21 protein-coding genes are annotated in these 26,366 nt (G+C 70.1%); 13 read left to right on the top strand and 8 right to left on the bottom strand.

The features are described 5' to 3' along the window. From FGD71_RS33395 to purU, 3 genes are all read right to left on the bottom strand, one after another. On the bottom strand, positions 1-524 hold a 524-nt coding region (locus FGD71_RS33395; protein ID WP_276147171.1), incomplete at its 3' end, for a serine dehydratase beta chain. Between the two features lie 57 nt (positions 525-581). Continuing rightward, entirely contained in the window at positions 582-1,847 is a 1,266-nt protein-coding gene (gene glyA, locus FGD71_RS33390) for a serine hydroxymethyltransferase (RefSeq protein ID WP_119104307.1), read from the bottom strand. Between the two features lie 97 nt (positions 1,848-1,944). Then, complete coding sequence (gene purU, locus FGD71_RS33385; protein ID WP_119104306.1) at positions 1,945-2,817, bottom strand: formyltetrahydrofolate deformylase; 873 nt, start codon at positions 2,815-2,817, stop codon at positions 1,945-1,947. 277 nt (positions 2,818-3,094) lie between these two features. On the opposite strand from purU, the gene FGD71_RS33380 reads away from it, so the two are divergent. Then, positions 3,095-5,407, top strand: coding sequence for an FdhF/YdeP family oxidoreductase (locus FGD71_RS33380; protein ID WP_119104305.1), 2,313 nt, complete (start codon positions 3,095-3,097; stop codon positions 5,405-5,407). A 138-nt stretch (positions 5,408-5,545) separates the two neighbouring features. Here the strand turns inward: FGD71_RS33380 and FGD71_RS33375 are convergent, their stop codons facing one another. The 4 genes from FGD71_RS33375 to FGD71_RS33360 all read right to left on the bottom strand — a co-directional run bounded on the left by FGD71_RS33375 (position 5,546) and on the right by FGD71_RS33360 (position 10,966). After that, positions 5,546-6,892, bottom strand: coding sequence for a glycoside hydrolase family 43 protein (locus FGD71_RS33375; protein WP_420878371.1), 1,347 nt, complete (start codon positions 6,890-6,892; stop codon positions 5,546-5,548). A 189-nt stretch (positions 6,893-7,081) separates the two neighbouring features. Beyond that, complete coding sequence (locus FGD71_RS33370; protein WP_119104303.1) at positions 7,082-8,299, bottom strand: right-handed parallel beta-helix repeat-containing protein; 1,218 nt, start codon at positions 8,297-8,299, stop codon at positions 7,082-7,084. A gap of 280 nt (positions 8,300-8,579) precedes the next feature. Next, positions 8,580-9,656, bottom strand: coding sequence for a mechanosensitive ion channel family protein (locus FGD71_RS33365; protein WP_119104302.1), 1,077 nt, complete (start codon positions 9,654-9,656; stop codon positions 8,580-8,582). A 335-nt stretch (positions 9,657-9,991) separates the two neighbouring features. Next, positions 9,992-10,966: a lysylphosphatidylglycerol synthase transmembrane domain-containing protein gene (locus FGD71_RS33360; RefSeq protein ID WP_119104301.1), complete on the bottom strand. Its 975-nt coding sequence runs from the start codon at positions 10,964-10,966 to the stop codon at positions 9,992-9,994. Positions 10,967-11,119: 153 nt separating this feature from the next. Between FGD71_RS33360 and FGD71_RS33355 the strand changes: the two genes are divergently transcribed. Then, entirely contained in the window at positions 11,120-13,105 is a 1,986-nt protein-coding gene (locus FGD71_RS33355) for an ABC transporter ATP-binding protein (RefSeq protein ID WP_240436885.1), read from the top strand. 43 nt (positions 13,106-13,148) lie between these two features. Here FGD71_RS33355 and FGD71_RS33350 read toward each other — a convergent pair whose 3' ends face one another. Next, on the bottom strand, positions 13,149-13,940 hold the full coding sequence (locus FGD71_RS33350; RefSeq protein WP_119104300.1) for an IclR family transcriptional regulator: 792 nt from the start codon (positions 13,938-13,940) through the stop codon (positions 13,149-13,151). A gap of 77 nt (positions 13,941-14,017) precedes the next feature. On the opposite strand from FGD71_RS33350, the gene FGD71_RS33345 reads away from it, so the two are divergent. The 11 genes from FGD71_RS33345 to boxB all read left to right on the top strand — a co-directional run bounded on the left by FGD71_RS33345 (position 14,018) and on the right by boxB (position 26,362). Further along, positions 14,018-15,193 carry a cupin domain-containing protein gene (locus tag FGD71_RS33345; RefSeq protein WP_119104299.1) on the top strand — a complete coding sequence of 392 codons (1,176 nt, stop codon included), beginning with the start codon at positions 14,018-14,020 and terminating at the stop codon, positions 15,191-15,193. Beyond that, on the top strand, positions 15,190-16,053 hold the full coding sequence (locus FGD71_RS33340) for a fumarylacetoacetate hydrolase family protein (RefSeq protein WP_240436884.1): 864 nt from the start codon (positions 15,190-15,192) through the stop codon (positions 16,051-16,053). Before FGD71_RS33345 ends, FGD71_RS33340 begins: the two co-directional genes overlap by 4 nt. Next, positions 16,050-16,694, top strand: coding sequence for a maleylpyruvate isomerase family mycothiol-dependent enzyme (locus FGD71_RS33335; protein WP_119104298.1), 645 nt, complete (start codon positions 16,050-16,052; stop codon positions 16,692-16,694). Before FGD71_RS33340 ends, FGD71_RS33335 begins: the two co-directional genes overlap by 4 nt. Before the next feature lie 37 nt (positions 16,695-16,731). After that, positions 16,732-18,015 (top strand): FAD-dependent monooxygenase, encoded by a 1,284-nt coding sequence (locus tag FGD71_RS33330; protein ID WP_119104297.1) that lies wholly within the window; start codon positions 16,732-16,734, stop codon positions 18,013-18,015. Positions 18,016-18,119: 104 nt separating this feature from the next. Continuing rightward, positions 18,120-19,319, top strand: coding sequence for an ABC transporter substrate-binding protein (locus tag FGD71_RS33325; RefSeq protein WP_119104296.1), 1,200 nt, complete (start codon positions 18,120-18,122; stop codon positions 19,317-19,319). A 9-nt stretch (positions 19,320-19,328) separates the two neighbouring features. Next, entirely contained in the window at positions 19,329-20,201 is an 873-nt protein-coding gene (locus FGD71_RS33320) for a branched-chain amino acid ABC transporter permease (protein ID WP_119104295.1), read from the top strand. Beyond that, positions 20,198-21,337: a branched-chain amino acid ABC transporter permease gene (locus FGD71_RS33315; RefSeq protein WP_119104294.1), complete on the top strand. Its 1,140-nt coding sequence runs from the start codon at positions 20,198-20,200 to the stop codon at positions 21,335-21,337. The genes FGD71_RS33320 and FGD71_RS33315 overlap by 4 nt, the downstream gene beginning before the upstream one ends. Further along, the gene (locus tag FGD71_RS33310; RefSeq protein WP_205571172.1) at positions 21,334-22,131 is read left to right on the top strand and encodes an ABC transporter ATP-binding protein; all 798 of its coding nucleotides are present in this window, start codon (positions 21,334-21,336) and stop codon (positions 22,129-22,131) included. The genes FGD71_RS33315 and FGD71_RS33310 overlap by 4 nt, the downstream gene beginning before the upstream one ends. Continuing rightward, positions 22,128-22,895 (top strand): ABC transporter ATP-binding protein, encoded by a 768-nt coding sequence (locus FGD71_RS33305; RefSeq protein WP_119104293.1) that lies wholly within the window; start codon positions 22,128-22,130, stop codon positions 22,893-22,895. The genes FGD71_RS33310 and FGD71_RS33305 overlap by 4 nt, the downstream gene beginning before the upstream one ends. A 376-nt stretch (positions 22,896-23,271) precedes the next feature. Next, on the top strand, positions 23,272-24,936 hold the full coding sequence (gene boxC, locus FGD71_RS33300; RefSeq protein ID WP_119104292.1) for a 2,3-epoxybenzoyl-CoA dihydrolase: 1,665 nt from the start codon (positions 23,272-23,274) through the stop codon (positions 24,934-24,936). A 4-nt stretch (positions 24,937-24,940) separates the two neighbouring features. Beyond that, positions 24,941-26,362 (top strand): benzoyl-CoA 2,3-epoxidase subunit BoxB, encoded by a 1,422-nt coding sequence (gene boxB / locus FGD71_RS33295; RefSeq protein ID WP_119104291.1) that lies wholly within the window; start codon positions 24,941-24,943, stop codon positions 26,360-26,362. Positions 26,363-26,366 lie beyond the last annotated feature (4 nt).

The raw sequence follows: 26,366 nt of genomic DNA, 5'->3' as shown, positions 1-26,366 counted from the left end.
ACGGTGTCGTCGAGCTTGATCCGGTCCGCGCCGACCGCCTCCTCGTCCACGACGAAGCCGCCGCCCACCGAGTAGTACGTCTTCGAGAGGAGTTCCGTCCCGTCGGTGTCGTACGCCCAGAGCGTCATGCCGTTCGCGTGGTACGGCAGTGCCTTGCGCCGGTGCAGGACCAGGCTGTTGTGGAAGTCGAAGGCGATCTCCTGGGCGTCGCCGATCTCGACGCCCAACAGCCGCAGCCTTCCGGTCGACTTGATCCGCTCGACATCGTCCTCGGCCTGGGCGACGTCGACCGTGTGCGGCTCGTTGCCCTCCAGTCCCAGCAGTACGGCCTTCGGGGTGCCGTGGCCGTGGCCGGTGGCACCGAGGGAGCCGTACAACTCGGCGCGCACTGTGGCGGTCTGGGCGAGTACGCCGTCCTCCTTCAGCCGGCGGGCGAACATACGGGCCGCGCGCATCGGGCCGACCGTGTGGGAGCTGGACGGGCCGATGCCGATCGAGAACAGGTCGAAGACCGAGATGGCCACGGGGACTCCTCACTACGGGGGTGGTGGGGCAACCGGTCCGGGTGCCCCACCGGGGACTTACTTGTTCAGACCGGGGTACAGCGGGTGCTTGTCCGCCAGCGCCCTGACCCGGGCCTTGAGCGCCTCCACGTCGTACGACGGCTTGAGCGCCTCGGCCATGACGTCCGCGACCTCGGCGAAGTCCTCGGCCGTGAAGCCGCGGGTGGCCAGGGCCGGAGTGCCGATGCGCAGGCCCGACGTCACCATCGGCGGGCGTGGATCGTTCGGGACGGCGTTGCGGTTGACCGTGATGCCGACCTCGTGGAGGCGGTCCTCGGCCTGCTGCCCGTCCAGCTCGGACTCGCGCAGGTCGACCAGGATCAGGTGCACGTCGGTGCCGCCGGACAGGACGTTCACGCCGGCTTCGCGGGCGTCCGGCGCGGTCAGGCGCTCGGCGAGGATCCGCGCGCCCTCGACCGTACGGCGCTGGCGCTCCTTGAAGTCCTCCGAGGCGGCGACCTTGAAGGAGACGGCTTTGGCCGCGATCACGTGCTCCAGGGGGCCGCCCTGGAAGCCCGGGAAGACGGACGAGTTGAGCTTCTTGGCGAAGTCCTTCTTGGCCAGGATGATGCCGCCGCGCGGGCCGCCCAGCGTCTTGTGGGTGGTGGAGGTGACGACGTCCGCGTACTCCACCGGGTTGGGGTGGAGGCCGGCCGCGACCAGGCCGGCGAAGTGCGCCATGTCGACCCACAGGTACGCCCCGACCTCGTCCGCGATCCGGCGGAACTCCGCGAAGTCCAGCTGACGCGGATACGCCGACCAGCCCGCGATGATCACCTTCGGCCGGTGCTCCTTGGCCAGCCGCTCCAGCTCGGCCATGTCGACCAGGCCGGTCTCGGAGTCCACGTGGTAGGCGACCACATTGAACTGCTTGCCGGAGAAGTTCAGCCGCATCCCGTGGGTCAGGTGGCCGCCGTGGGCCAGGTCCAGGCCGAGGAGGGTGTCGCCGGGCTGGGCCAGCGCGAAGAGCGCGGCCTGGTTGGCGGAGGCACCCGAGTGCGGCTGGACGTTGGCGTACTCGGCGCCGAACAGCTCCTTGAGCCGGTCGATCGCGATCTGCTCGGCGACGTCCACGTGTTCGCAGCCACCGTAGTAGCGGCGGCCCGGGTAGCCCTCGGCGTACTTGTTCGTGAGGACCGAGCCCTGTGCCTCCATGACCGCTACGGGCGCGAAGTTCTCGGAGGCGATCATCTCGAGGGTGGACTGCTGGCGGTTCAGCTCGGCGTCGACCGCGGCGGCGACCTCCGGGTCGAGCTCGTGCAGGGGCGTGTTCAGAACGGTCATCTGCGGCTTCCTCGTGTTGGGGCGCAGGGTGCGCCGTACGCCTCGGCGGGGAGTTGTCGGGCTGCGGTGACGACAGTGGGGGCGCGGGACAGGGCCCTCAGCGGAAGACCACGGTGTGGTGGCCGTTGACCAGGATGCGGCTCTCGCTGTGCCACCGCACGGCCCGCGCCAGTACCCGGGCCTCGACGTCCCGGCCCACGGTGACCAACTCGTCGGGGTCGTGGGAGTGGTCCACGCGGACGACGTCCTGCTCGATGATGGGTCCCTCGTCCAGGTCGGGAGTGACGTAGTGGGCCGTGGCCCCGACCAGCTTGACTCCTCGTTGGTGGGCCTGGAGGTAGGGGCGGGCTCCCTTGAAGCTGGGGAGGAAGGAATGGTGGATGTTGATGGCCCGGCCGTCGAGCCGTTTGCACAGGTCGTCCGAGAGGATCTGCATATAGCGGGCGAGGACCACGAGGTCGATCTCGAACCGCTCCATCAGCTCCAGGAGTTCCGCCTCCGCCTCCGCCTTGGAGTGCGGCGTGACGGGGATGTGGTGGAACGGGATGCCGTGGCTCCGCGCGAGCGGCTCGAAGTCCCGGTGGTTGGAGACGATCGCCGGGACCTCGATGTTGAGAGCGCCGGTGCTCTTGCGGAACAGCAGGTCGTTCAGGCAGTGACCGTACTTGGAGACCATGATCAGGGTGCGCGTGGGGGCGGCCGCGTCGTGCAGCCGCCAGCCGATCCGGTACGCCTCGGCCACCGGGGCGAAATCGGCGCGCAGGCGCTCCAGTGATGTCTCCGGGTCGGCGACGTCGAAGTGCACGCGCATGAAGAAACGACCCTGCAGGCGGTCGTCGAATTGCTGGCTTTCCAGGATGTTCCCGGAGTGGCTGACGAGGAAGCCGCTGACGGCGTGGACCAGCCCGGCCTGGTCGGGGCACGAGAGGGTGAGGACGAACTCGCGGCCGGGGTGGGGGCGAGGTGGCATGGCATGCTCCAGCGGTGCGTAATGAGCAACAAGGCGAGCGATACGCAACATGGTCCAAGGGGGACGGGTTCCGGTCAAGGGTGCTGTCTTGACAGAAGGCGGCCAGGCGGCTTTCTTTGACGTGTTGCGCAATGAGGAATACTCAGCGTAATGAGAAACGTGCCGCCATCGCGGCCGTGCCACCGCCGCCCGGGCAGCGACGTCTGAAGCGGCGTGGTCCGTGGAGCCCAGCGGCAGCCGGCTTCCCTCGATTCCCACACACCGCGGAGCGCCATCGATGACCCGCAAAGCACCCGCTGAGGATCCCGGCGACGCCCGACTGCGGGTGGGTTCACCGAAGAACTACGCCGCCGGAATTCCGGCGGTCACCTCCTCACTGCGCCACGCGGGCACCCAGATGGGCGCGCGTCGTGGCCTGCTCACCCTGCTCCGGGTCAATCAGAAGGACGGCTTCGACTGTCCGGGCTGCGCCTGGCCCGAACCGGAACACCGGCATCGTGCGGAGTTCTGCGAGAACGGGGCCAAGGCCGTGGCGGAGGAGGCCACCCTGCGCCGGGTTACCCCGGAGTTCTTCGCCGAGCACGCTCTGGAGGAGCTCGCCGGCCGCAGTGACTACTGGCTGGGACAGCAGGGGCGCCTCACCCGTCCCATGTACCGTCCGGCGGGCGGTGCGCACTACCAAGCGATTTCGTGGGAGGACGCGTTCGCGGTCGTAGCCCGGGAGCTCGCATCCCTGGACCACCCCGACCAGGCCGCCTTCTACACCTCCGGCCGGGCGAGCAACGAGGCCGCCTTCGTCTATCAGCTGTTCGTCAGGCTGCTGGGCACCAACAACCTGCCGGACTGCTCCAACATGTGCCACGAGTCCAGCGGTTCGGCCCTGGTCGAGACCATCGGGATCGGCAAGGGCAGCGTCAGCCTGGAGGACCTCTACGAGGCGGACCTGATCCTTGTGGTCGGCCAGAACCCCGGCACCAACCATCCGCGGATGCTTTCCGCTCTGGAGCGGGCCAAGCATCGCGGCGCCCGCGTCATCGCCGTCAACCCGCTGCCCGAGGTGGGCCTGCTCCGGTTCAAGAACCCCCAGCGGCCGTCCGGCATGGTCGGCGGCGGTACGCAGCTGGCCGACCTCTTCCTGCAGATCAGGCTGGGCGGCGACCAGGCGCTGTTCCAGGCCTTCAACCGGCTGCTGCTGGAAGCCGAGGACGACGCGCCCGGCACCGTCCTCGACACCCCCTTCATCACCGCGCACACGCACGGCTTCGAGGAGTTCACCGAGCCGGCTCGCAAGACCTCCTGGGAGGACGTCCGGGAGGCCACCGGGCTGTCCGAGGAGGAGATCCGGGCCGCGTTCCGGGAGATACTCGCCGCCGAGAAGATCGTCGTCTGCTGGGCGATGGGCCTCACCCAGCACCGCCATTCCGTCCCGACCATCCGGGAGGTCGTCAACTTCCTCCTCCTGCGCGGCAACATCGGCCGTCCCGGCGCCGGGCTGTGCCCGGTGCGCGGCCACTCCAACGTGCAGGGGGACAGGACGATGGGCATCTACGAGAAGCCGAGCGAGGACTTCCTCGACGCACTCGGCGCCGAATTCTGTTTCGCACCACCACGTCACCACGGGCACGACGCGGTCGAGACCATCCGCGCCATGCGCGACGGCCGAGTGAAGGTCTTCGTGGGGCTGGGCGGCAACTTCGTCGCCGCCGCCCCCGACACCGAGTTGACGGAACGGGCGCTGCGCGGCTGCCGACTCACCGTGCAGATCTCCACCAAACTCAACCGGTCACACGCGGTCACCGGAGAACAGGCGCTCATCCTGCCCTGCCTCGGCCGCACCGAGGCGGACCTCCGGCCCTCGGGGCCCCAACTGGTAACGGTGGAGGACTCCATGGGTATGGTGCACCTCTCGCGAGGACGACTGGCCCCCGCCTCCGATCACCTCCTCAGCGAGGTGGCGATCATCTGCGGGATGGCCCGGGCCGCCCTCGGGGCCCACGACCCCCAGGTGCCCTGGGAGGAATTCGAAGCCGACTACGACCGCGTCCGCGACCGCATCGCCCGTGTGATTCCCGGCTTCGAGGAGTTCAACGACCGAGTGCGGCAACCGGGCGGCTTCACCCTGCCCCACCCGCCCCGCGACGAGCGCCGCTTCACCACCGCTACCGGCCGGGCCAACTTCACCGTGAACCCACTGGAGATCCTGCGCGTACCGGAAGGCCGGCTGCTGCTGCAGACGCTGCGTTCGCACGACCAGTACAACACGACCATCTACGGACTGGACGACCGCTACCGGGGCATACACCAGGGACGCCGGGTGGTGTTCGTGCACCGGGACGACCTCGCCGCCCGGGGCCTGGCCGACGGCGACCTCGTCGACATCGTCAGTGAGTACGAGGACGGGGTGGAGCGCAGGGCACCGGGCTTCCGCACGGTCGCCTTCCCGACGCCCCGCGGCTGCTGCGCGGCGTACTTCCCGGAGACCAACGTCCTGGTGCCCCTGGACTCCACGGCAGCCATCAGTAACACCCCCACCTCCAAGTCCATCGTGGTCCGGCTGGAATCGGATGCCGGGGCGTCCAGGGACCAGTGAGCTTTCGCGCTCCAGGATGCCGTCTGCGTCGTACCGCTGGCCCTTGAGCTTCGCGCGTGACCACCGACCTGGTGCACGAGGGAATCGTGCACCAGGTTGATGTGCGACGGCTCCGGTCAGACGAGGTTTCCGCGCAGGTCAGAGGGGATTTACGGGTACGAACGAGCTGTCCTGGCGGAACAGGGCGGTGCCGTCGGAGGGGTCCACGCGGAGCTGGTAGCTGTAGTGGCGCAGGTAGTAGCCCGGGTAGTTGTACGACTCGAAGCGGACGGAACCGCTCGCCGTGCCGGTGCGGGCGATGTACGTAGCGTCCCTGGCGAACGTGGACGAGCCGTTGTTCGCGTCGAAGCGGGCCCGGAAGTCCCAGTGGCGCAGGTAGTTCCCGGCCGCGTTCCGGAAGGAGTAGCCGTTCGCGTCGGCGAGGCCAGGGACGACGGTGAACGTGGAGGCCTGCTTCTCCGCGGCGCTGCTCGAGCCGCTCACCACCGGGAGGTTGAGCAGGGAGGACTGCTCCTGCCAGTAACGGGTGGTGAAGTTGGCCGACCGGAACGAGCGGGTGATGTTGGTCGACAGGTTCACGCCCCCGGAGACCGTCTCCTTGAGCACGGTGAAGTGGCGTGCCGTGCCGGAGATTCCCGGCAGCTTCTTGGGGGCGCTCCAGGTGGCGAACGTGTCGTAGCTGTCGCTGAAGTAGTAGCTGCCGTCGCCGTAACCGTCGAAGAAGATCCGCCATGCGCCGTTGTCGAGCTGCATCAGTGCGGCGCCCTCGCGCGTGCTGCCCCAGCCCGCCCAGTTGCCGGTCTTGCGGATCGTGTACGGGCCGGTGAGGGCGGTGGCGGTGGCGTACTCGATGTACTTCGCCGTCTCGTTCTTCGTGAAGGCATGGTAGGTGGAGCCGATCTTCACGATGAACGTGTCGATGTGGTTGGCGCCGATGCCGGACAGGGCCACGGGCGCGGACCAGGCGGTGAGCGCGGAGTTGGTCGCCCTCAGCAGGTACGGAGTGAAGATCCACTGGTCGTTGGCGGTCGAGCAGGACACGATGATGTTCACGCTGCCATCGCTGTCGACGAACCACTCGGGCGCCCAGGCACGGGACAGGTTCGCGATGGGAACGGTGTAGTCGTACAGGAAAGTCCAGTTGACCCGGTCCGAGCTGCGGGCGAAGCCGATGGTGGTGCTGGTGTCCTGCCAGGTGTGCGTGGTGTAGGTGAGGTAGTAGTTGCCGTCGGAGTGCCGGAAGATGCTGGCGTCACGGATCCGGTTGGCGGGTGGGGTGTAGGCGGACGCTTTCACGAGCCGGAAGTCGGTGGCGTCGTCGGACTCGTAGACGTTGACCGTGGCGTCGCTGCTGTTGAGGAACGGCACGATGGTGTACCGGGTGGCCGAGCCGCGGGGCGGTGCCGCCGCCAGGGCGGTGCCGAGCGTTCCGGGCAGTGCGCCCAGTCCGCCCAGGACGAAGCCCGCAGCGGGGAGGCCGGCCATCGCGCGCAGCACGCCGCGGCGGGACGGTGGCCGAGTGTCCGAGGGTCTGGTGCTGTGCGGTACGGCGGCGGGTCTGTCCGGTGTGTTCATGTGCGGCTCTCCTTGGTGCTCTCTTCTCGTGGTACGGCCCGTCCCCTGGGCCCTACGGTGGTTCAGGCCCAGGGGAACGGGCCGTTCGGAACGGTCAGTTCACAGTCGGGCCCCGATCGCGGTGCCGTCGCGCGGGACGAGGAACGCCGGAGCGGACGGCAGGGACCCGTCGGCGTCGCGGGGATTTGTGATCGCGCCCGTATCGGTGCTCTGGACGGACGATTCGCCCCAACTGCCGCCCAGATTCCAGGAGTTCCCCTGGGAGACGGTCGCCGAGCCCAGGGCGACGGCCCGCCCGTCCGCGATGGACAGGTTGCCGCTCAGCACCGCACGCGATCCCGAGCCGTCGGCGTCGAAGCCGGTCCCGGTGTTACGGAACGTGGAGTTCCGGCTCAGTGCGAGGGCACCCGGGTTGCCGTTGTCAGTGATGCCGTGCTTCGCGTTCTTGAACGCGACGCTGTTGCGCAGAGTGTGGGCCACCGCCGGGGCCGGGCTGCCGCCGCCCATCTTGAAGCCGTTGCCGTCGCCCGCGAAGTCCGGGAAGTTCCAGCGGTTGAAGCCGTTGCCGTACGTGATCGTGTCCTCGATGACGATCGGCGAGGTGAACTTCCAGGCGTCGAACCCGTCGTCGACGTTGTTCCACAGCCGTGCGCCCCGCACCACGTTGCCGGTCCCGCTGCCCTCCTTGATGGCGAGGCCGTCCGCACTCTCGCCGTTCTTGCGCGGATCGCGGTTGCCGTAACTGTCCAGGTTCAGGATCTGGTTGTTGCTGGAGGCGCCCTGCAGTTGGAAGCCCGACTCGTAGTTGTCGTGGGTGGTCAGGCGCGAGAAGACATTGTTGTTGCAGCCGTCGCAGTAGATGCCGTAGGGACCGTTCACGATCTCCAGTCCGGACATCCGCCAGTAGGACGCCTCCTGGTGGACGGCACCGCGCTCGGCGCGCGGGATGCTGCCGCCGACCGGCGTGTGGCTGGCGGGCAGCTTCTCCCCGTCGATGACGACCCGTTCACCCTGGTACGCCTCCAGGGAGATCGGCTGGGACGCCGTGCCCGAGGTGGTGACGGTGATGTTGTCGGTCAGGCCGTACGTACCGCCGCGTACGGCGATGACGTCTCCGGGCCGCGCCTTGTCCACGGCCTTCTGGATGGTTCGCAGCGGACGCGCGAGCGTACCGGGGGCGGAGTCGTCGCCGCTCACGGCCACCACGATGGTCGGCGTGGCGGAGACCGAAGCCTCGTCGGCGGTCGCCGTGGCCGACGTGGCCGGCACCACGGCGCCCAGCACGACCAACCCGGTGAGCACTCCCACTGCGCGCATGAGGCTTCCCTCTTCCCTGTCCGGACGCTGTCGCGGGTCTGTGGTCGCCCGAGGCGCGAACGTTGCCGCGCGACCGACGGACCGGTGCCGGGTGCTGCAGGGAATCCGCCACGCCGGTGACACCACATCGAACGCTCGATATTTCGAACGGAGTTCGGTAAACCGGTCAGACGCTAAGGGGCAGGTGGGGACACGTCAATAACTTGGGCACTCAATAACCTGGGCGCTCGATAACGTCGGCGGGGCGGCGTCATCGCACGCCGCCCCGCCCCACTCGCGCCTACGAAACCGAAGTGACGCCGTCCCACTGCTGTGGAATGGCCGCCGCCCCACTCTGCTGCAACGCGATCGTCCGCGCGGGGGAGGGAATCCTGATGCCCTCGACCCGGTAGCGCGTGTGCAGCCGCTTGATGAACTCGTGCTTGATCCGGTACTGGTCGCTGAACTCGCCGACACCCAGGATGACGGTGAAGCTGATCCTGGAGTCCCCGAACGTGTGGAAACGGATGGCGGGTTCGTGCTCGGGGACGGCCCCCTCGATCTCCGTCATCACCTCGGACACCACCTCGGAGGTCACCCGCTCGACATGCTCCAGGTCACTGTCGTAGCCGACCCCGACCTGAACGGTGAGCGTCATCTCCTGTTCCGGACGGCTGAAGTTGGTCATGTTGGTGCTGGAGAGCTGGGCGTTGGGAATGATGACGAGGTTGTTGGAGAGGTTGCGTACGACGGTGTTGCGCCAGTTGATGTCGACGACGTAGCCCTCCTCACCACTCGTCAGACGGATGTAGTCGCCGGGCTGGATCGTCTTCGAGGCGAGGATGTGAATGCCCGCGAAGAGGTTGGCGAGGGTGTCCTGGAGGGCGAGAGCGACCGCCAGGCCGCCGACGCCCAGGGCGGTGAGCAGCGGGGCGATGGAGATGCCCAGCGTCTGCAGGACGACCAGGATGCCGATCGCCAGCACGACGACGCGGGTGATGTTGACGAAGATCGTGGCCGATCCGGCGACGCCCGACCGGGACTGGGTCACGGCCCGTACCAGGCCCGTGATCACGCGCGCCGCCGTCACGGTGGAGGCGAGGATGAGGAGGACCGTCAGGACCTGGTTGACGTTGTGGTTGACCGGGCCCGTCAGCGGCAGTGCCGCCGCGGCGGCCGCCAACCCCCCGGTGAGGGCCGCGAGCGGCACCAGGGTGCGCAGCGCGTGGACGATGACGTCGTCCCCGCTCCATCGCGTGCGGGTGGCGTGCTTGCCCAGCCAGCGCAGGAGCATACGCAGCAGGAAGCCCGCCACGAGCCCGATGGCCACCCAGACGCCGGCGATGATCATGTCGTGCGCTGTGAGGTCGCGGTTCACCAGCTGCCTCCCGTCGATCTGAGAAGGGGGCGTACGCCCGGTATGTGATGTGTCGTCACCTTGCCACCTGCTGCTCGATTCCGAGATGTGCGTGCCCGCCGGGACGTCGACCGCCCAGCGGCAGGCTCGCTCATCCTGCCGCATGCACGGCGGTGCCTCGTCCCACGCCCGCTCCGGTCCGGCCAACTCGGCACGCCCAAGCGCTGCCTCGGACCTCGTCCGGCGCCCCGGCGCGACACGTCGTGGGACCTGGACGGACTATCCGTCGACTCCGACTTGGCCGGGCCCAAGATGGCCTGGATACGCCGTCGTACTCAAGCCGGACCGCGGGAGATTCAGATCACCTTCAGACGGACGAGCGCGCCCAGCGTCAACGCCCCCGGCAGCAGCGGCAACCACACCGTGATGATGCGGTAGGCGAGCACCACCGCCGTCGCCACGGCCACCGGGCCGCCCGCCGCCACCAGCGCGACGATCAGCGCGGCCTCCACCGAGCCGATGCCGCCGGGCGTGGGGATGACGGCGACGGCGGCGGTCGCCGCCAGATACACGAGCACCATGTGCAGCGGCGGCACCGGCAGCCCCAACGCCCGGCCCACCGCGGCCAGTCCGGCCGCCTGCAGCATCGGGAACGAGAGCGCGCCGCCCCACAGAGCGAGCGCGCGGATCGGCCGGGTGTGCACGGAGCGGGCCTCGCCCAGGGCGGTCCGCAGGAACGAGAGGACTACGGTACGCAGCCGCCGTACGAGCAGCAGAACCGTTACTGCCGCGCATGCCACCACGCCTGCGCCGAGCAGCAGGGGACCGGCCGCTCCGTCCGGGACGAGCGGGCCGATCTGCAGGGCGTCGGGAAGGGCGACCAGCATGACCAGCAGCAGGCCGATCCGGGCGACGAACCCGGCGAGCATGTAGAGCGCGAGCGCCGCCGAGGAGCGGGCCGGCGGAACACCGCAGACCGTCATGAACCGCAGATTCACGGCCGTCGCGCCCAGCCCCGTCGGCAGCAGGTGGTTCGCGGCGCCCGCCGCGAACTGCGTGGCCAGCAGCCGGCGCCTGGGAAGCCGTTCGACGAGCGCGCCCTGCCGGGTGACGGCCGCCGCGACCCACGTCAGGCAGGTCGCCGTCACGGCCGCCAGGAGCCACGGCCACTCGGCCGTCCCCAGGTGAGCGAAGCCCTCCACCAGTACGGACCGGTGGCGCGCCGCGACCCAGAGGACGAGCACGAGGGGGAGCAGGCAGAGGATCCTGCGGACCGCGAGGCGCCCGGAGAAGGTCCGGAGGACTCGCCTGGGGAGTCGTACGTCCGTCATATGGGGAGAGGTTCTCCGCGCCGCGCCAACAGCGGGTTGCGGGCGCGCGGACGGCGATTGACGTGGCGGGTACGTCCTCGGGCTGTTGGCCTCGGTGCAGGCCGTGAATCGTTCCTTGAGCTCAAGTCTGCTTGAGGTTCTACCGTGTCCCTCATGAGTATGGAGACCACAGCCTGGACGCAGCTGCACAGCGTCATGACCGCCCAGACGGAGCGGCGTCCCTTCGCCCGCGTGACGCTGCGCCGCATCGCCGGATTCGCCCGTCCGCACCGGCGTCGCATCGCGCAGTTCGTGCTGCTCAGCGTGGTGACCGCACTGCTCGCCGTCGCGACACCGGTCCTCGCCGGAAGTGTCGTGAACGTGATCGTGTCCGACGGCGACGAGGGCACCGTCGTACGGCTGGCCCTGCTCATCGCCCTGATCGCGCTGGCCGAGGCCGTGTTCGGGCTGGCGAGCCGCTGGCTCTCGGCGAACCTCGGGGAGGGACTCATCCTCGATCTGCGGACGGCGGTCTTCGATCATGTGCAGCGCATGCCGGTCGCGTTCTTCACACGTACTCGTACGGGCGCGCTCGTCAGTCGTCTCAACAACGACGTGATCGGCGCGCAGCGTGCGTTCAGCAACACACTGTCCGGAGTGGTCGGCAACGTCGTGACGCTGCTGCTCACCCTCGCCGTGATGCTCGCCCTGTCCTGGCAGATCACGCTGCTCGCGCTGGTGCTGCTCCCGGTGTTCGTGGTGCCGGCCCGCCGGATGGGCAGCCGGATGGCGAAACTCCAGCGCGAGGCGGCCGATCTGAACGCCGCGATGGGCACGCGGATGACGGAGCGCTTCTCGGCGCCCGGCGCCACACTGGTCAAGCTCTTCGGGCGGCCCGACGACGAGTCCAAGGAGTTCGCGGCGCGGGCTCGGCGGGTGCGGGACATCGGGGTCCGCACGGCTATGGCACAGACGGCGTTCATCACGGCCCTCACCCTCGTCTCCGCGCTGGCGCTCGCGCTGGTCTACGGACTCGGCGGCTGGTTCGCGCTGCGCGGCAGCCTGGAGCCGGGCGCCGTCGTGTCGCTGGCGCTGCTCCTCACCCGACTGTACGCGCCCCTGACGTCCCTGGCGGGAGCCCGAGTCGAGGTCATGAGTGCCCTGGTGAGCTTCGAGCGGGTCTTCGAGGTGCTCGACCTGAAGCCGCTGATCGAGGAGAAGCCGGGCGCACGCGAGGTGCCGGACGGCCCGGCCTCCGTCGAGTTCACCGACGTCCGTTTCGCCTATCCGTCCGCCGACAAGGTCTCCCTGGCCTCGCTGGAGGAGGTCGCCGCCCTCGACACCCGTGGCGGCGCCGAAGTCCTGCACGGCGTCTCCTTCCGCGCCGAACCCGGCCAGACCGTCGCGCTCGTCGGCTCCTCCGGCGCCGGAAAGTCGACCATCGCGCAACTACTGCCGCGGCTTTACGACACCGACGAGGGCGCCGTACGCATCGGGGGCGTCGACGTGCGCGACCTGAGCGCCGAGTCGATGCGGGCGACCCTCGGCATGGTCACCCAGGACGGGCACCTCTTCCACGAATCGGTCCGCGCCAACCTGCTGCTCGCCCGGCCCGAGGCCGGCGACGACGAACTGTGGGACGTCCTGCGCCGCGCCCGCCTCGACGACCTCGTCCGCTCGCTGCCCGACGGCCTCGAAACGGTGGTGGGCGAGCGCGGCTACCGGCTCTCCGGCGGTGAGCGTCAGCGCATGACCATCGCGCGGCTGCTGTTGGCCCGCCAGCGGGTGGTCATCCTGGACGAGGCGACCGCCCATCTGGACAACACCTCCGAAGCCGCCGTCCAGGAGGCGCTCACCCAGGCTCTGGAGGGGCGTACCGCGGTCGTCATCGCACACCGGCTGTCGACGGTACGGGCCGCCGACGCGATCCTCGTGGTCGAGGCGGGCCGGATCGTGGAGCGCGGCACTCACGAGGAACTCCTCGCGGCGGGTGGGCGGTACGCGGAGCTGTACCGGACGCAGTTCGCGAAGACCCCGCACGGCCCGGAGGCCGACGTGAGCGAGATCGCGGTGGGGGAGGAGCCACTGGGGAAGGAGCCGGTGGGGAAGGAAAAGGAAGCGGTGGGGGCGGAGACGGTGGGGAAGGAAGCGGTGGCGTAGGCGGCGTGCGGGTGCCGCAGCCGTGGAGTGGGCCGGTGTTTCGTCAGGCGCGGGTGGGGTCGGGGTTTCCGTTGCCGAGGGCGGTGGAGATCGCCCCCGCCGCGGTGGTCAGTGCCGCCACGACCTCGTTCAGCCGGTGCGGTGAGTGGCGCACGCTGGGCATGGAGACCGAGACGGCGGCGACCGTGTGCCCGCCGGAGTCGGTCACGCCACGCCCGACGGCGACGACACCCCGCTCGGAACGTTCCAGGTTGAGAGCCACGCCGCTCTGCCTGACCGCGCGGAGCTCGGTGCGCAGTCTCGTCAGGTCAGGGCGTTCCTCGGATCCGCCGGTGGGGGAGGGGGCGTAGAGCGCGGCCAGCTCCTCGTCGTCGAGGGCTGCCAGCATGACCAGACCGCCGGTCACCTGGTGCGCGGGGAACACCATGCCTTCGCGGCTCCCGACCCGGAGTGCCTGCGCGCACTCGACCGAGGCGATGAACCGTACGGTGCGGCCGGTGCGGATGCTGAGGTTCACGGTCTCGTCGAGGGTGTCGACCAGGGCCCGCATCGGGCCGAGGGCGGCGGCCCGGACGGCCGCGACGTTCGACTGTGTCCGGTCGGCGATCTCGAGGACGGGGCCGACGCGGTAGGTGCGGTCCTCGTTCCGGACCGCGAAGTCCCGGTACACCAGCGTGGAGAGCAGGCGGTGGGCGGTGGAGCGGGCCACGCCGAGCCGCTGAGCGGCCTCGGAAACCGTGAGAGGGCCCTCCACCTGCAGGATCACCGCGAGCTGCAGCGCGTGGTCCACGCTGGTGACGCCGTACGTCGGCGGGTTCTTCATGGGCTTGGCCATGACGACCTCTCGCTGGGTGTGTTCCGCTGTGCAGAATCTACTGTTCCCGAGCGATCCGTACGGCGCACGGTTCCCGTATGACCGACCACGACCCGCACGTCGTCTCCCCCGTCAAGCTGACCGCCGAGGACCGGCCCGACCAGCCGCCGGTGACCCCCGAGCTCGAGGACCTCTACCGGGGCTTCGAGAGCGCCCTGCTGGTGCCGCTGTGGACCCGGATCGGCGACCTGATGCCCGAGCACCCCCGGTCCAAGGCGCGGCCGCACCGGTGGGAGTGGAAGACGCTGCTGGACCTGGCCGGCCGGGCCGGCGACCTCGTGCCGGTGGGCCGCGGCGGCGAGCGGCGCGCGATAGCGCTGGCCAACCCGAGCCTGGGCGGCAGGCCGTACGCCACCCCGACACTGTGGGCCGCCATCCAGTACCTGATGCCCGGCGAGGACGCGCCCGAGCACCGGCACACCCAGAACGCCTTCCGGTTCGTCGTCGAAGGGGAGGGCGTGTGGACCGTCGTGGAGCGCGACCCGGTGCCCATGCGCCGCGGTGACTTCCTGCCGCAGGCGGGCCTGAACTGGCACGCGCACCACAACGCGGCCGACGAGCCGATGGCCTGGATCGACGGCCTCGACATCCCCTTCCAGTACGACGTCGAGGGGCAGTTCTTCGACTTCGGGCGTGACGAGCTGTCCGAGGAGGAGCACCAGGCGCCCGCCCGCTCCCGCGCGGAGCGGCTCTGGGGGCACCCGGGGCTGGTCCCGGTCTCGCAGTTCGAGTCCCGCCAGGGCACTCCGCTGCTGCGCTACCGCTGGGAGGACACCGACGCCGCCCTGACCGACCAGCTGGAGCTGGAGCGAGAGGGGCACCCCGGCACCGTGGAGCCCGGTCACGCGCTGGTGCGCTACACCAACCCCACCACCGCCGACGACGTCCTGCCGACCATCCGGGCGCAGTTCCACCGCGTCCGAAGCGGTGCGGAGACCGCTCCCCGCCGCGAGACGGGGTCCTCGGTCTACCAGGTGTTCGACGGTTCCGGCCGGGTGACCGTCGGCGAGGTCTCCTGGTCGGTCCAGCGCGGCGACCTCTTCGTCGTCCCTTCATGGATGCCGCTGTCGATCCGGTCCGAGGCGTCCCCGTCCGACTCCGACTCCGGAGCACTCGACCTGTTCCAGTTCAGCGACGCGCCGATCCTCACCAAGCTCAACCTGTTCCGCACCCATGTCACCCACGTCGCCCACGTCGAGGAGAAGCACGCGTGAAGCTCGCCACCATCCGTCTCGGTGAACCCGGTGAACCCGGTGAACCCGGTGACCGCACCACAGCGGTCCGCGTCGAGGGGGACTTCCTGGTCGACCTCGGCCTGCCCGACGTGGGCGCCGTCCTCGCCTCGGCCGGCGGTCTCACGGCCGCGGAGACCGCCGACGGTCCCCGGTACCCCGCCACCGGCGCGGAATTCGCCACGCTCGTCCCGCGCCCCAGCAAGGTGGTCTGCGTCGGCCTGAACTACCAGAACCACATCAAGGAGATGGGGCGCGACCTGCCCGAATACCCCACCCTGTTCTGCAAGTTCGCCGACACGCTCATCGGTGCCCACGACGCCATACAGCGCCCCGCCGAGACCGACGCGTTCGACTGGGAGGCCGAGCTGGCCGTCGTCATCGGGCGACAGGTCCGGCGTGCGGACGAGGCGGCGGCCAAGGCGGCCATCGCGGGCTTCACGGTGCTCAACGACGTCACCTGTCGCGACTGGCAGTTCCGTACGCGCGAGTGGCTGCAGGGCAAGAACTGGGACTCCACCACGCCGGTCGGCCCCTGCCTCGTCACGGCCGACGAGATCGGCGGCCCACGCCCGGCGCTCGACATCCGCTGTGAGGTCAACGGCCGCGTGATGCAGCAGGACAACACCGGCGACCTGCTCTTCGACCCCGTCGACCTGGTCCGCTACGTCTCCACGATGGTGCGGCTCAACCCCGGCGACATCATCGCCACCGGCACCCCCGGCGGCGTCGGCCACGCCCGCAAGCCCCCCGTCTTCCTGCAGGCGGGCGACCTCGTGGTCACCGAGATCGCGGGCCTGGGGCGACTGGAGAACCATGTGGTCGCGGAGGCGGCGCGATGAGAGACCTCCGCACGACGCTCGCCTGGGTCGTCGAGGGCACCGCGCTGTGCCGCCTGGCCATCGACGGCCTCGACGCGACCTCCTACGGCGCGCCCTCGCTGCTCCCCGGCTGGACCCGGGGGCATGTCGTCGCCCATCTCGCCGGCAACGCGGAGGCCATCGGGAACCTCCTGCACTGGGCGCGCACCGGTGAGCCCACACCGATGTACAGCTCGCCGGAGCAGCGCGGCGCGGTGATCGAGTCGGGCGCCGCTCTGCCCGGCGACCGGCTCACCGCGTGGTTCGAGCAGTCCGCGCAGACCTTGGCCGAGTCGATGGCCGCACTGACCGAACAACAGTGGAAGGCGGAGGTCGTCACCGCCCAGGGGCGGACCGTGCCGGCGAGCGAGACCCCGTGGATGCGCGGCAGGGAGGTCATGGTGCACGCCGTCGACCTCGGCACGGGGGTGCGCTTCGCCGACCTGCCCAAGGAGTTCCTCGCCGAGCTGCGCGACGACATTCTCGCCAAGCGCGGCAGGGACGGCGTGCCCGCCGTGCACGGCAGCCCCGCGGAAGTCACGGCGTATCTCGCCGGCCGTCCCTTCACGGGCGTGACGACCTCCGACGGTGCCCTCGCCGAGCCCCTCGCGCCGTGGCTGTGACGGCTGCGACCGCCGAGGAGTCACCGAGGAGAAGGCCATGAGCACCGTGGACACGAACCGCCCGAACCGCCCGAACCGCCCGGACGTCCTCGTGATCGGCGGCGGGATCGGCGGCCTCTCGGCGGCGCTGGCTCTCACCCGCACAGGGCTGCGAGTGCGCGTGTACGAGCGGGCCGCGGAGTTCGGCGAGGTCGGCGCCGGCCTCCAGATCGCGCCCAACTGCACGCGCATCCTGGACGACTGCGGGCTCCTCGACGAGGCCACCTCGCTCGGCGTGCGGCCCGAGCACATGGTCATGAAGGACGCCGTCGACGCCGGCGAACTGACCCGCCTGGACCTGACGGACCTTCAACACCGTTACGGCTTCCCGTACATGGTGATCCACCGCAGCGACCTGCACGGCATCTTCCTGCGCGCCTGTGGGCGGGCGGGCGTCGACCTGGTGACCAGCTCCCACTGTGTGGCGTACGAGAACACCGGGGGCGGGGCGCGCGTCAGGTTCGCCGACGGCAGGACCGACGAGGCCGAGGTCGTCATCGCCGCCGACGGCCTGCACTCGGTCGCGCGCACGCTCCTCGTCCACGACGATCCGGTCAACTCCGCGTACGTCGCCTACCGCGCCGCGATCCCCTTCGACCACGTACGCGGCAACGGCGTGCACGAGAAAGACGTCGTGGTGTACGTCGGCCCGCGCTGCCACTTCGTGCAGTACCCGCTGCGTGGCGGCCGGATGGTCAACCAGGTCGCCGTCTTCGAGTCGCCGAAGGCGCTGGCCGGCGCGGCGGACTGGGGCACTCCGGACGAACTCGACCGGGCCTTCGACGGCATGTGCGCCCAGATCCAGAAGGGTCTGCCGCTGATGTGGCGCGACCGCTGGTGGCGCATGTTCGACCGCGACCCGATCACGAACTGGGTCACCGGCCGGATCGCCCTGCTCGGCGACGCCGCCCACCCCCCGCTGCAGTACATGGCCCAGGGCGCCGTCATGGCCATCGAGGACGGCTGGGTGCTGGCCGAGCATGTCGGCGCCCAGCGGGCGGCGCGGTCCGAGCGCACGTCCGGTGTCGACTGGGAGGCGGCCCTCGCCGCCTATGAGGCCGTACGCCCCGAGCACTGCCGCCGCGTGGTCACCACCGCACGCGCGTGGGGGGAGCTCTGGCACCACGACGGCATCAAGCGACTACGACGCAACACGTTGCTGCGCTCCCGCGACCCCTATGACTACACCTTCACCGACTGGATCTACGGCCCCACGGCCCTGACGCCCGAGCAGGAGCCCGAGCTGTACCCGACGATCCCTCTGGGCACGGAGAACGGCTGACACGACCAATGCCAGACTCATCTATTACAGACTATTGACGTTACGCCAAAGACTTGTAGATTCTGAGCCCACCTTCCCACCCCAGGCCCACCTCAGGAGCTGCCATGGGTGTTGTCTCAGTCTTCTCTCTGTCCAGAACGATCGCGGGACTCGCGCTGGGTGCCCTGGTGCTGTCGGGCTGCGGGTCGAGCCTCGGCGAGTCCGACACCGCCGAACCCGGAGGGGGCCGGTCCGGCGGCGACGTCAAGATCGGGCTGCTGGTGCCGCTGTCGGGGGTCTACGCGCCCGTCGGCGAGGACATGAAGGCCGGCTTCGAGCTCTACCTCGACCAGCACGACGGCAAGCTCGGCGGGCACGATGTCGATCTCGTGACGGCCGACGAGGGCGAGGGGCCGCAGACCGGCGTGCCCGCCGCCCAGAAGCTCGTCACCCAGGACCAGGTCACCGCGGTCGCCGGAGTGGTCAACTCGGCCACCGCGCTGGGGCTGCGCGACTTCTTCCACGAGTCCAAGAAGCCGCTGCTGATCGCCAACGCCGGAGCCGACGCCATCACCGGAGCCCGCAAGTCCGACTACGTGTGGCGGACGAGTTTCAGCAACGGCGGGGTGTCCGGCGCCCTGGGGCCGGCCGTCGCCGAGGAGGCCAAGGGCAGCGTCTACCTCATGGCCGCCGACTACGCCGCAGGGAAGGAGATGGTCGCGGGGTTCCGCAAGAGCTTCGAGGCGGCCGGCGGCAAGGTCGCGGGCGAGAAGTACACCCCGTTCGGCAAGACCCAGGACTTCCAGCCCTATCTGTCGGCGATCCGCAAGTCCGGCGCCGATGCCGTCTTCGCCTTCTACGCCGGCGCCGAGGCGGTGAACTTCGTGAAGCAGTACAAGCAGTTCGGTCTCGCCGACAAGACACCGCTGTACGGCACCGGCTTCCTCACCGAGGGCGGGGTGCTCGCCGCCCAGGGCAAGGCCGCGGCCGGGGTGAAGACCTCGTTGCACTACTCGACGGAACTGAAGTCCGCGCGCAACAAGGAGTTCGTGGACGCCTACCGACAGAAGTCGGGAAAGCCGCCGACGGCCTACGCGGTGCAGGCCTACGACGCCGCCGCCGTCCTCGACAAGGCGCTGGCCAAGGCGAGCGGCGACAGCGGTGAGGACCTGGTGAAGGCACTGGGCGGAGTCGGCTCGATCGACAGCCCCCGGGGCGCATGGAAGTTCGACGCCGACCACAACCCACAGCAGCAGTTCTACCTGCGCGAGGTCCGTGCCGACGAGGGACCGGCCGTCAACGCGGTCGTCCGCGAGCTGGACTGAGGCGCCGGGATGGCTACCTATCTGGTGAGCGTCCTCAACGGGCTGGCGATGGGCTCCCTGCTCTTCGCCATCGCGCTGGGGCTGTCCCTGGTGTTCGGCATGATGGACGTGCTGAATCTGGCCCATGGCGCGGTCTACCTGGTCGGCGCCTACGTCGCGGTGGCGCTGGTCGCCGACGGCGCGGGGGTCGCGGCCTTCGTCCTCGCCGTACTGGCCGCCGCGGTGGCCGGAGCCGTACTCGGGGGACTGCTGGCCGCCTTGACGCGGGCCACCGCGCACCATCTCGACCAGGCCCTGCTCACGCTCGGCGTGGCCCTGGTGGTCGGTGAAGTGCTGACGCTGGCCTTCGGCACCGACGTGCACTCCATCGCCGCTCCCGAGCCGGTCGGCGGCGGCGTCACGGTGCTCGGCGAGACGTACCCGGTCTACCGGTTGCTCGTGATCGGGTTCGGCATCGTGCTGGCGGTGGCCGTCTACTTCCTGGTGGAGCGCAGCCCGCTGGGCTCGCTCATCCGCGCGACCGTCGCCGACCGCGCCATGGTGGCGGCACTCGGCGTCAACACCGGCCGGGTGCTGGTCGGGGTCTTCGCCGCGGGGGCGGCGCTGGCCGCGGTCGGCGGGGTCCTGGCCGGTCCGATCCTCGGGGCGCAGCCCGGCCTGGACGAGAAGGTGCTGCTGCTCGCGCTGGTCGTGGTCGTGATCGGGGGTCTGGGCTCGGTGCGCGGAGCGCTGCTCGGCGCCGTACTGATCGGGCAGGTGCAGGCGCTCGGCACCGCCCTGCTGCCCCAGTACGCGTCGTTCCTCGTCTTCGCGGCGATGGCCCTGGTGCTTCTGCTGCGGCCCACGGGTCTGCTCCCGGCGCGGACGGCGGTGCATGCATGAACATCAAGGCGGTGAAGGCGATGCGCGGTGGCACGCACGTGCCATCGGGCACGACCCCCGTAAGCGAACCGCTCGACGGCGACAGCGCCTGCGATAGCGGCAGCGGCAGCGAGCGCCGAAGCGGTGGACACGAAAGCGGAACCGGTGACAGTGCGAAGGGCCCGGGACGCCGACGGGCCGTGGTCGCCGTAGCGGTCGTCGCGTTGCTGGCGGCGGCCCCAGTGGTGCTCGCCCCCTATCCGGTGTCGGCCATGAGCCGGATGCTGGCGTTCGCGGTGCTGGTCCTCAGCGTCGACCTGCTCACCGGGGTCACCGGACTGCCCGCGCTGGGGCAGGCCGCGTACTTCGGTGCCGGCGCCTACACGGCGGTGCTCATCGGCATCCACATCACGTCGGACGCGCTGGTGCAGACGCTGGCGGGCCTGGTCATGGGCCTGGTGGCGGCCGCGGTCACGGGATGGGTCGCCGTACGTGCCAGCGGCATCGTGTTCCTCATGCTCACCCTGGCGATCGGCGAGTCGGTGCACCAGGTGGCCGACACCTGGCAGGCCGTCGGCGCCAGCAACGGCCTGGCCGGGATGCCCCCGATCACCCTGTTCGGCGGGCCGCCGCTGCTGGCCGCCGGGTTCGTCCACTGGTGGGTACTGGCCGTGGCGGTCGCCGTGTTCGCGGCGGTCGCGCTGGTCGTCCGTTCCCCCTACGGCCGGACACTGCGGGGCATCCGTGACAACGAGGCCCGGATGAGGGCGCTCGGCTACCGCCCGGCACTCGCCCGGTACGGCGTCTTCTGCCTGGCGGGGGCGGTCGCCGGCGCGGGCGGCGCCCTGTGGGCGCAGCAGGCCCGGTTCTTCTCGCCCGGGGACATGGGGTTCGAGGTCGCGGCGCTGGCTCTGCTCAGCGTCGTCATCGGAGGGCCGGGCAGCCTGTGGGGGCCCTGCCTGGGCGCGGCACTGGTGCTGCTCGTGCGCGACAACCTCTCCGCGTCGATCGGCGGGCACGGCCCGCTGGTGCTGGGCGCGGTGTTCATCGCCGTCGTCTTCCTGATGCCACGCGGCCTCGCGGGCCTCACCGGCGCCCGCCTCCGGGGCCTCATCGCTGCTCGTGGCGCCCGTCTCCGGAAGGAGAACGCCTCGTGACCCCTCAACGCGTGACCCCTCTGCTCGAACTGCGGGGGCTGACCCGCTCCTACGGCTCCCTCACCGCTGTCGACTCTGTGGATCTGGCACTCGCCCCGGGCGAGCGGCACGCGCTCATCGGGCCCAACGGCGCCGGTAAGTCGACCCTGTTCGCGACCGTGGCCGGGACCCTCCGTGCCTCAGGCGGGAGCGTCCTGCTGTCCGGTCAGGACGTCACGTCGCTGCCGGAGGGGGAGCGGGCCCGGCGCGGCATGGTGCGCACCTACCAGCACTCCAGCCTGTTTCTCGACTGCTCCGTGCTGGACAACGTCGCGCTCGCGGTGCAGCGCGTCCACCGGGTGGCCCACCGGTGCGACCGGGCGGCCCGGCGCTTCCGGCACATCGATACCGAGGCACGCCGCCACCTGGACTCGGTCGGGCTGTTGGGGCGTGCGCAGGACATGGCGGCCGCTCTGTCGCACGGCGAACGGCGACAGCTCGAAGTCGCGATGGTGCTCGCCACGGAACCCGCGCTGGTGATGTTCGACGAGCCCACCGCGGGGATGTCCGCCGCCGAGACCGAACGCTTCGTGGCCTTGATGGAGAGGCTCCCCGAGCGCCTGACCGTGCTCATCGTCGAGCACGACCTGGATGTGGTGTTCCGGCTGGCCGAACGGGTCACCGTGCTGCATCTGGGCAAGGTTCTCGCCTCCGGACCGCCGGAGGCGATCCGTGCCGACGAAGCGGTGCAGCGGGCCTATCTCGGTTCGGCCAGGACCGAGGACCTGTTCGCCGAGGCGGGAGGAGAGCGATGACCGACCTGCTCAGTGTGCGCGGCCTGCGCGCGGGATACGCGGGCACCACCGTGCTCGACGGCGTCGAGTTCACCGTCCCCGCCGGCACCGTGGTGGCGCTGCTCGGCCGCAACGGCGTCGGCAAGTCCACGTTCATCCACACGGTGATGGGCATGCTCAAGCCGTACTCCGGCAGCATCCGCGTGGATGGACGCGAACTCGCCGGAGCGGCGGCGCACACCGTGGCCCGCAGCGGCGTCGCCATCGTGCCCCAGGGCCGCCGCGTGTTCGCACCCCTCACGGTCGACGAGAACCTGCGCATCGCGGCCCGAGGGGCCAAAGCACCCACAGGCAAAGCGCCCACAGGCAAGGTGCCTACAAGCAAGGTGCCTACAGGCGCACGTGATCCCTGGACCCCGGAGCGCGTCTACGAGTTGATACCCCGCCTCGCCGAACGGCGGGCCCACCGGGGCGATCAGCTCTCCGGCGGGGAGCAGCAGATGCTGGCCATCGGCCGGGCGTTGCTGAGGAATCCGCGGCTGCTGCTCCTGGACGAGCCGTCGGACGGCCTGGCGCCCGCTGTCATCGACCGGATCGCCGAGGTACTGGAGGGACTGCGCGGCGAGGGAATCGCGGCCGTGCTGGTGGAGCAGGACCTGCACCTGGCGTTCCGCCTGGCCGACGAGGTGGCGGTGATGCAGAAGGGCCGCATCGTGCACCGGAGTTCCACCGCCGACTTCCGCCAGGACCGGCACCGGGCCCACAGCCTCCTCGGCGTGGGCTGACCCGGGCGCGCGGACGCACGGAGGCGCGGACGCACGGGGGGCACGGACCGTGGCCAGGGCCCGCCCGCCCTGGCCACCGTCCGCGCGCCCTCACGCCGCCCGACGTCGCCCGACGCCGTCACGAAGACGGCCTACGACGGCATCCTCTCCGCGGCCTGCAGGGCCCGAACCGGAACCTCACCCGCCCCCTGCGCCGCGCACCTGCCGTACCCCGTTGCGCGGGCAGCGGCAGCACGGACGATGCTGCCGACTTACCTTGCCCGCGACATACGGCGGCCCACCTCTCGCTATAGTTCTACAGAACCTTGACGCGCTGCGTGTCTTCTGTAGAAGATTCGTCTATCGGTACCTGCGCTAGCGCGAGGAGGCGCTCGTCATGGTGGTTTCCTTCGACCGAAGTCCGGACGCGTACCGGCACTGGAAGCTCCGTACGGACGGGCCGGTCGCGTGGCTGGAGTTGGACGTCGACGAACAGGGCGGCCTGGTCCCCGGCTACGAGCTGAAGCTCAACTCCTACGACCTCGGCGTGGACATCGAGCTGTACGACGCGCTGCAGCGGCTGCGGTTCGAGCATCCCGAGGTGCGGTCGGTGGTGGTGACCAGCGCCAAGGAGAAGGTCTTCTGCGCGGGCGCGAACATCCGGATGCTCGCGGCCTCGCCGCACGAGTGGAAGGTGAACTTCTGCAAGTTCACCAACGAGACACGCAACGGCATGGAGGACGCCTCGGAGCACTCGGGGCTCACCTTCATCGCCGCCGTCAACGGCTCCTGTGCGGGCGGCGGTTACGAGCTGGCGCTGGCCTGCGACCGGATCCTGCTGATCGACGACAACTCCTCGGCGGTGGCGCTTCCCGAGGTCCCGCTGCTGGGCGTACTGCCGGGCACCGGCGGCCTGACCCGGGTCACCGACAAGCGCCGCGTACGCAAGGACCTGGCCGACCTCTTCGCCACCCGCAGCGACGGCGTACGCGGCAAGACGGCGGTGGACTGGCGGCTGGTCGACGAGGTCGTCCCGCGCCGGGACTTCCGTACGATCGTCGAACAGCGCGCCCTTGAGGCGGCCGGGCACAGCACCCGCCCGACGGACGCCCAGGGCATCGAACTGACCCCGCTGGAGCGCGAGGTCACCGACGACGGCATCGCCTACCGGTACGTGCGCGCCGAGCTCGACCGCTCGCTCGGCCTGGTCCGCGTCACCGTACAGGGACCCTCGGAGCCCGCCCCCGCCGACGCCGCCGCGATCCACACCCAGGGCGCCGAGGGATGGTTGCTGGCCCTCACCCGCGAGCTCGACGACCTGATCCTGCGGCTGCGGACCAACGAGACCGAGCTGGGCACCTGGGTGCTGCGCACGGAGGGCGACCCCGATCTCGTACTGGCCCATGAGCGGGCCGTGCTGGGCGCCGCCGCCGATGGCGACTGGCTCGGCAACGAAATCGTGCACTACTACAAGCGCACCCTGAAGCGGCTCGATGTCACCAGCCGCAGTCTCATCGCGCTGATCGAGCCGGGCAGCTGCTTCGCCGGGCTGCTGCTGGAGCTGGCCCTGGCCTGCGATCTGCAGTACATGCTGGACGGCCCGCCGATCGAGGACCCGGACAGCGACGACCGGGCGGTCCTCACCCTCTCCGAGGCGAACTTCGGCACCTTCCCCATGGGCAACGGCCTGTCCCGCCTCCAGTCCCGCTTCTATCAGGAGGACGACCACCTCGACTGGCTGCGCCGCGAGGCCGGGCAGCCCCTGAGCCCCGCCCAGGCCCGCGAACTCGGACTCGTCACCGACGCACCCGACGACATCGACTGGGAGGACGAGATCCGCATCGTCCTGGAGGGCAGGGCGGCGCTGAGCCCGGACGCACTGACCGGCATGGAGGCCAACCACCGGTTCGTCGGCCCGGAGACCCTCGAGACCAAGATCTTCGGCCGGCTCACCGCCTGGCAGAACTGGATCTTCATACGCCCCAACGCCGCCGGCCCGGAGGGCGCGCTGCGCCGCTACGGCACCGGTCAGAAGGCGGTCTACGACCGGAAGCGAGTGTGAACCGATGCCCACGAACATCGACTACGACTCCAAGATCCCCAACAATGTCGCACTCGCCGACGACCGCCGACTGCAGCGGGCGCTGGAGGGCTGGCAGCCCAAGTTCCTCAACTGGTGGGGCGAGATGGGCCCGGAACTGGAGAACCAGGGCGTCTACCTGCGCACCGCCGTGTCGGTCGGGCGCGACGGCTGGGCCCACTTCGACCACGTCAACGTGCCCGACTACCGGTGGGGCATCTTCCTGGCCGAGCCCACGCCCGACCGCCGTGTCGCCTTCGGCGAGCACAAGGGTCAGCCGGTCTGGCAGCAGGTGCCCGGCGAGTACCGCGCCGATCTGCAGCGGCTGATCGTCGTCCAGGGCGACACCGAGCCGGCCTCCGTCGAGCAGCAGCGCCTGCTGGGGCTGAGCGCACCGAGCCTGTACGACCTGCGCAACCTCTTCCAGGTCAACGTGGAGGAGGGCCGGCACCTGTGGGCGATGGTGTACCTACTGCACGCCTACTTCGGACGGGAGGGCCGCGAGGAGGCCGAGGCGCTGCTCTACCGCAACTCCGGCAGCCCCGACTCACCGCGCATCCTGGGCGCCTTCAACGAGGAGACCGCCGACTGGCTGGCGTTCTACATGTTCACGTACTTCACCGACCGGGACGGCAAATACCAGCTCGGCTCGCTGAAGGAGAGCGCCTTCGACCCGCTGTCACGGACCTGCTCGTTCATGCTGAAGGAGGAGGCGCACCACATGATGGTCGGCACCACCGGCGTCGACCGCGTGGTGACCCGCAGCGCCCAGCTGATCCGCGAGCACGACACCCTGGACATCGCCGCCTGCGGTGGCATCCCGCTCGACATCATCCAGAAGTACATCAACTTCCACTACACGGTCTCCCTGGACCTCTTCGGCAGCGAGACCTCCACAAACGCGGCCAACTACTACACCGCCGGGCTCAAGGGCCGCTGGCAGGAGGAGCGCCGCAAGGACGACCACCGGCTCACCGACGACAGCGTCTTCATGGACAAGCCGGAGGGCGACGGCACCTGGTCCCAGGAGGAGGTCCCCACGCTGCTCGCCCTCAACCTGGACCTGCGCGACGAGTACATTTCCGACTGCAAGAACGGCGTCACCCGCTGGAACCGGATCCTGGAGGACCACGGGATCGACTTTCGGCTGAGGCTGCCCCACCCTGGCTTCAACCGGAACGTCGGCTTCGCCTCCGGCCACCACATCACCCCCGACGGCACGATCGTCGACGAGCAGACCTGGGAGGCCGGCCGTCACCACTGGCTGCCCACCACGGAGGATCTGGCGTTCGTCCGGTCGCTGATGCAGCCGGTGTACGAGCGCGGCAAGATCGCCCAATGGGTCGCGCCACCGGTCAACGGCATCAACGGCAAACCGTTCGACTACGAGTACGTCCGCCTGGTGTAAGGGT

This window comes from Streptomyces sporangiiformans, from assembly GCF_005768555.2.
GTDB classification, from domain to species: Bacteria; Actinomycetota; Actinomycetes; order Streptomycetales; family Streptomycetaceae; genus Streptomyces; species Streptomyces sporangiiformans.
The sequence above is the reverse complement of the archived record's forward strand: the minus strand, read 5'-3'. Positions and strand labels throughout refer to the sequence as shown.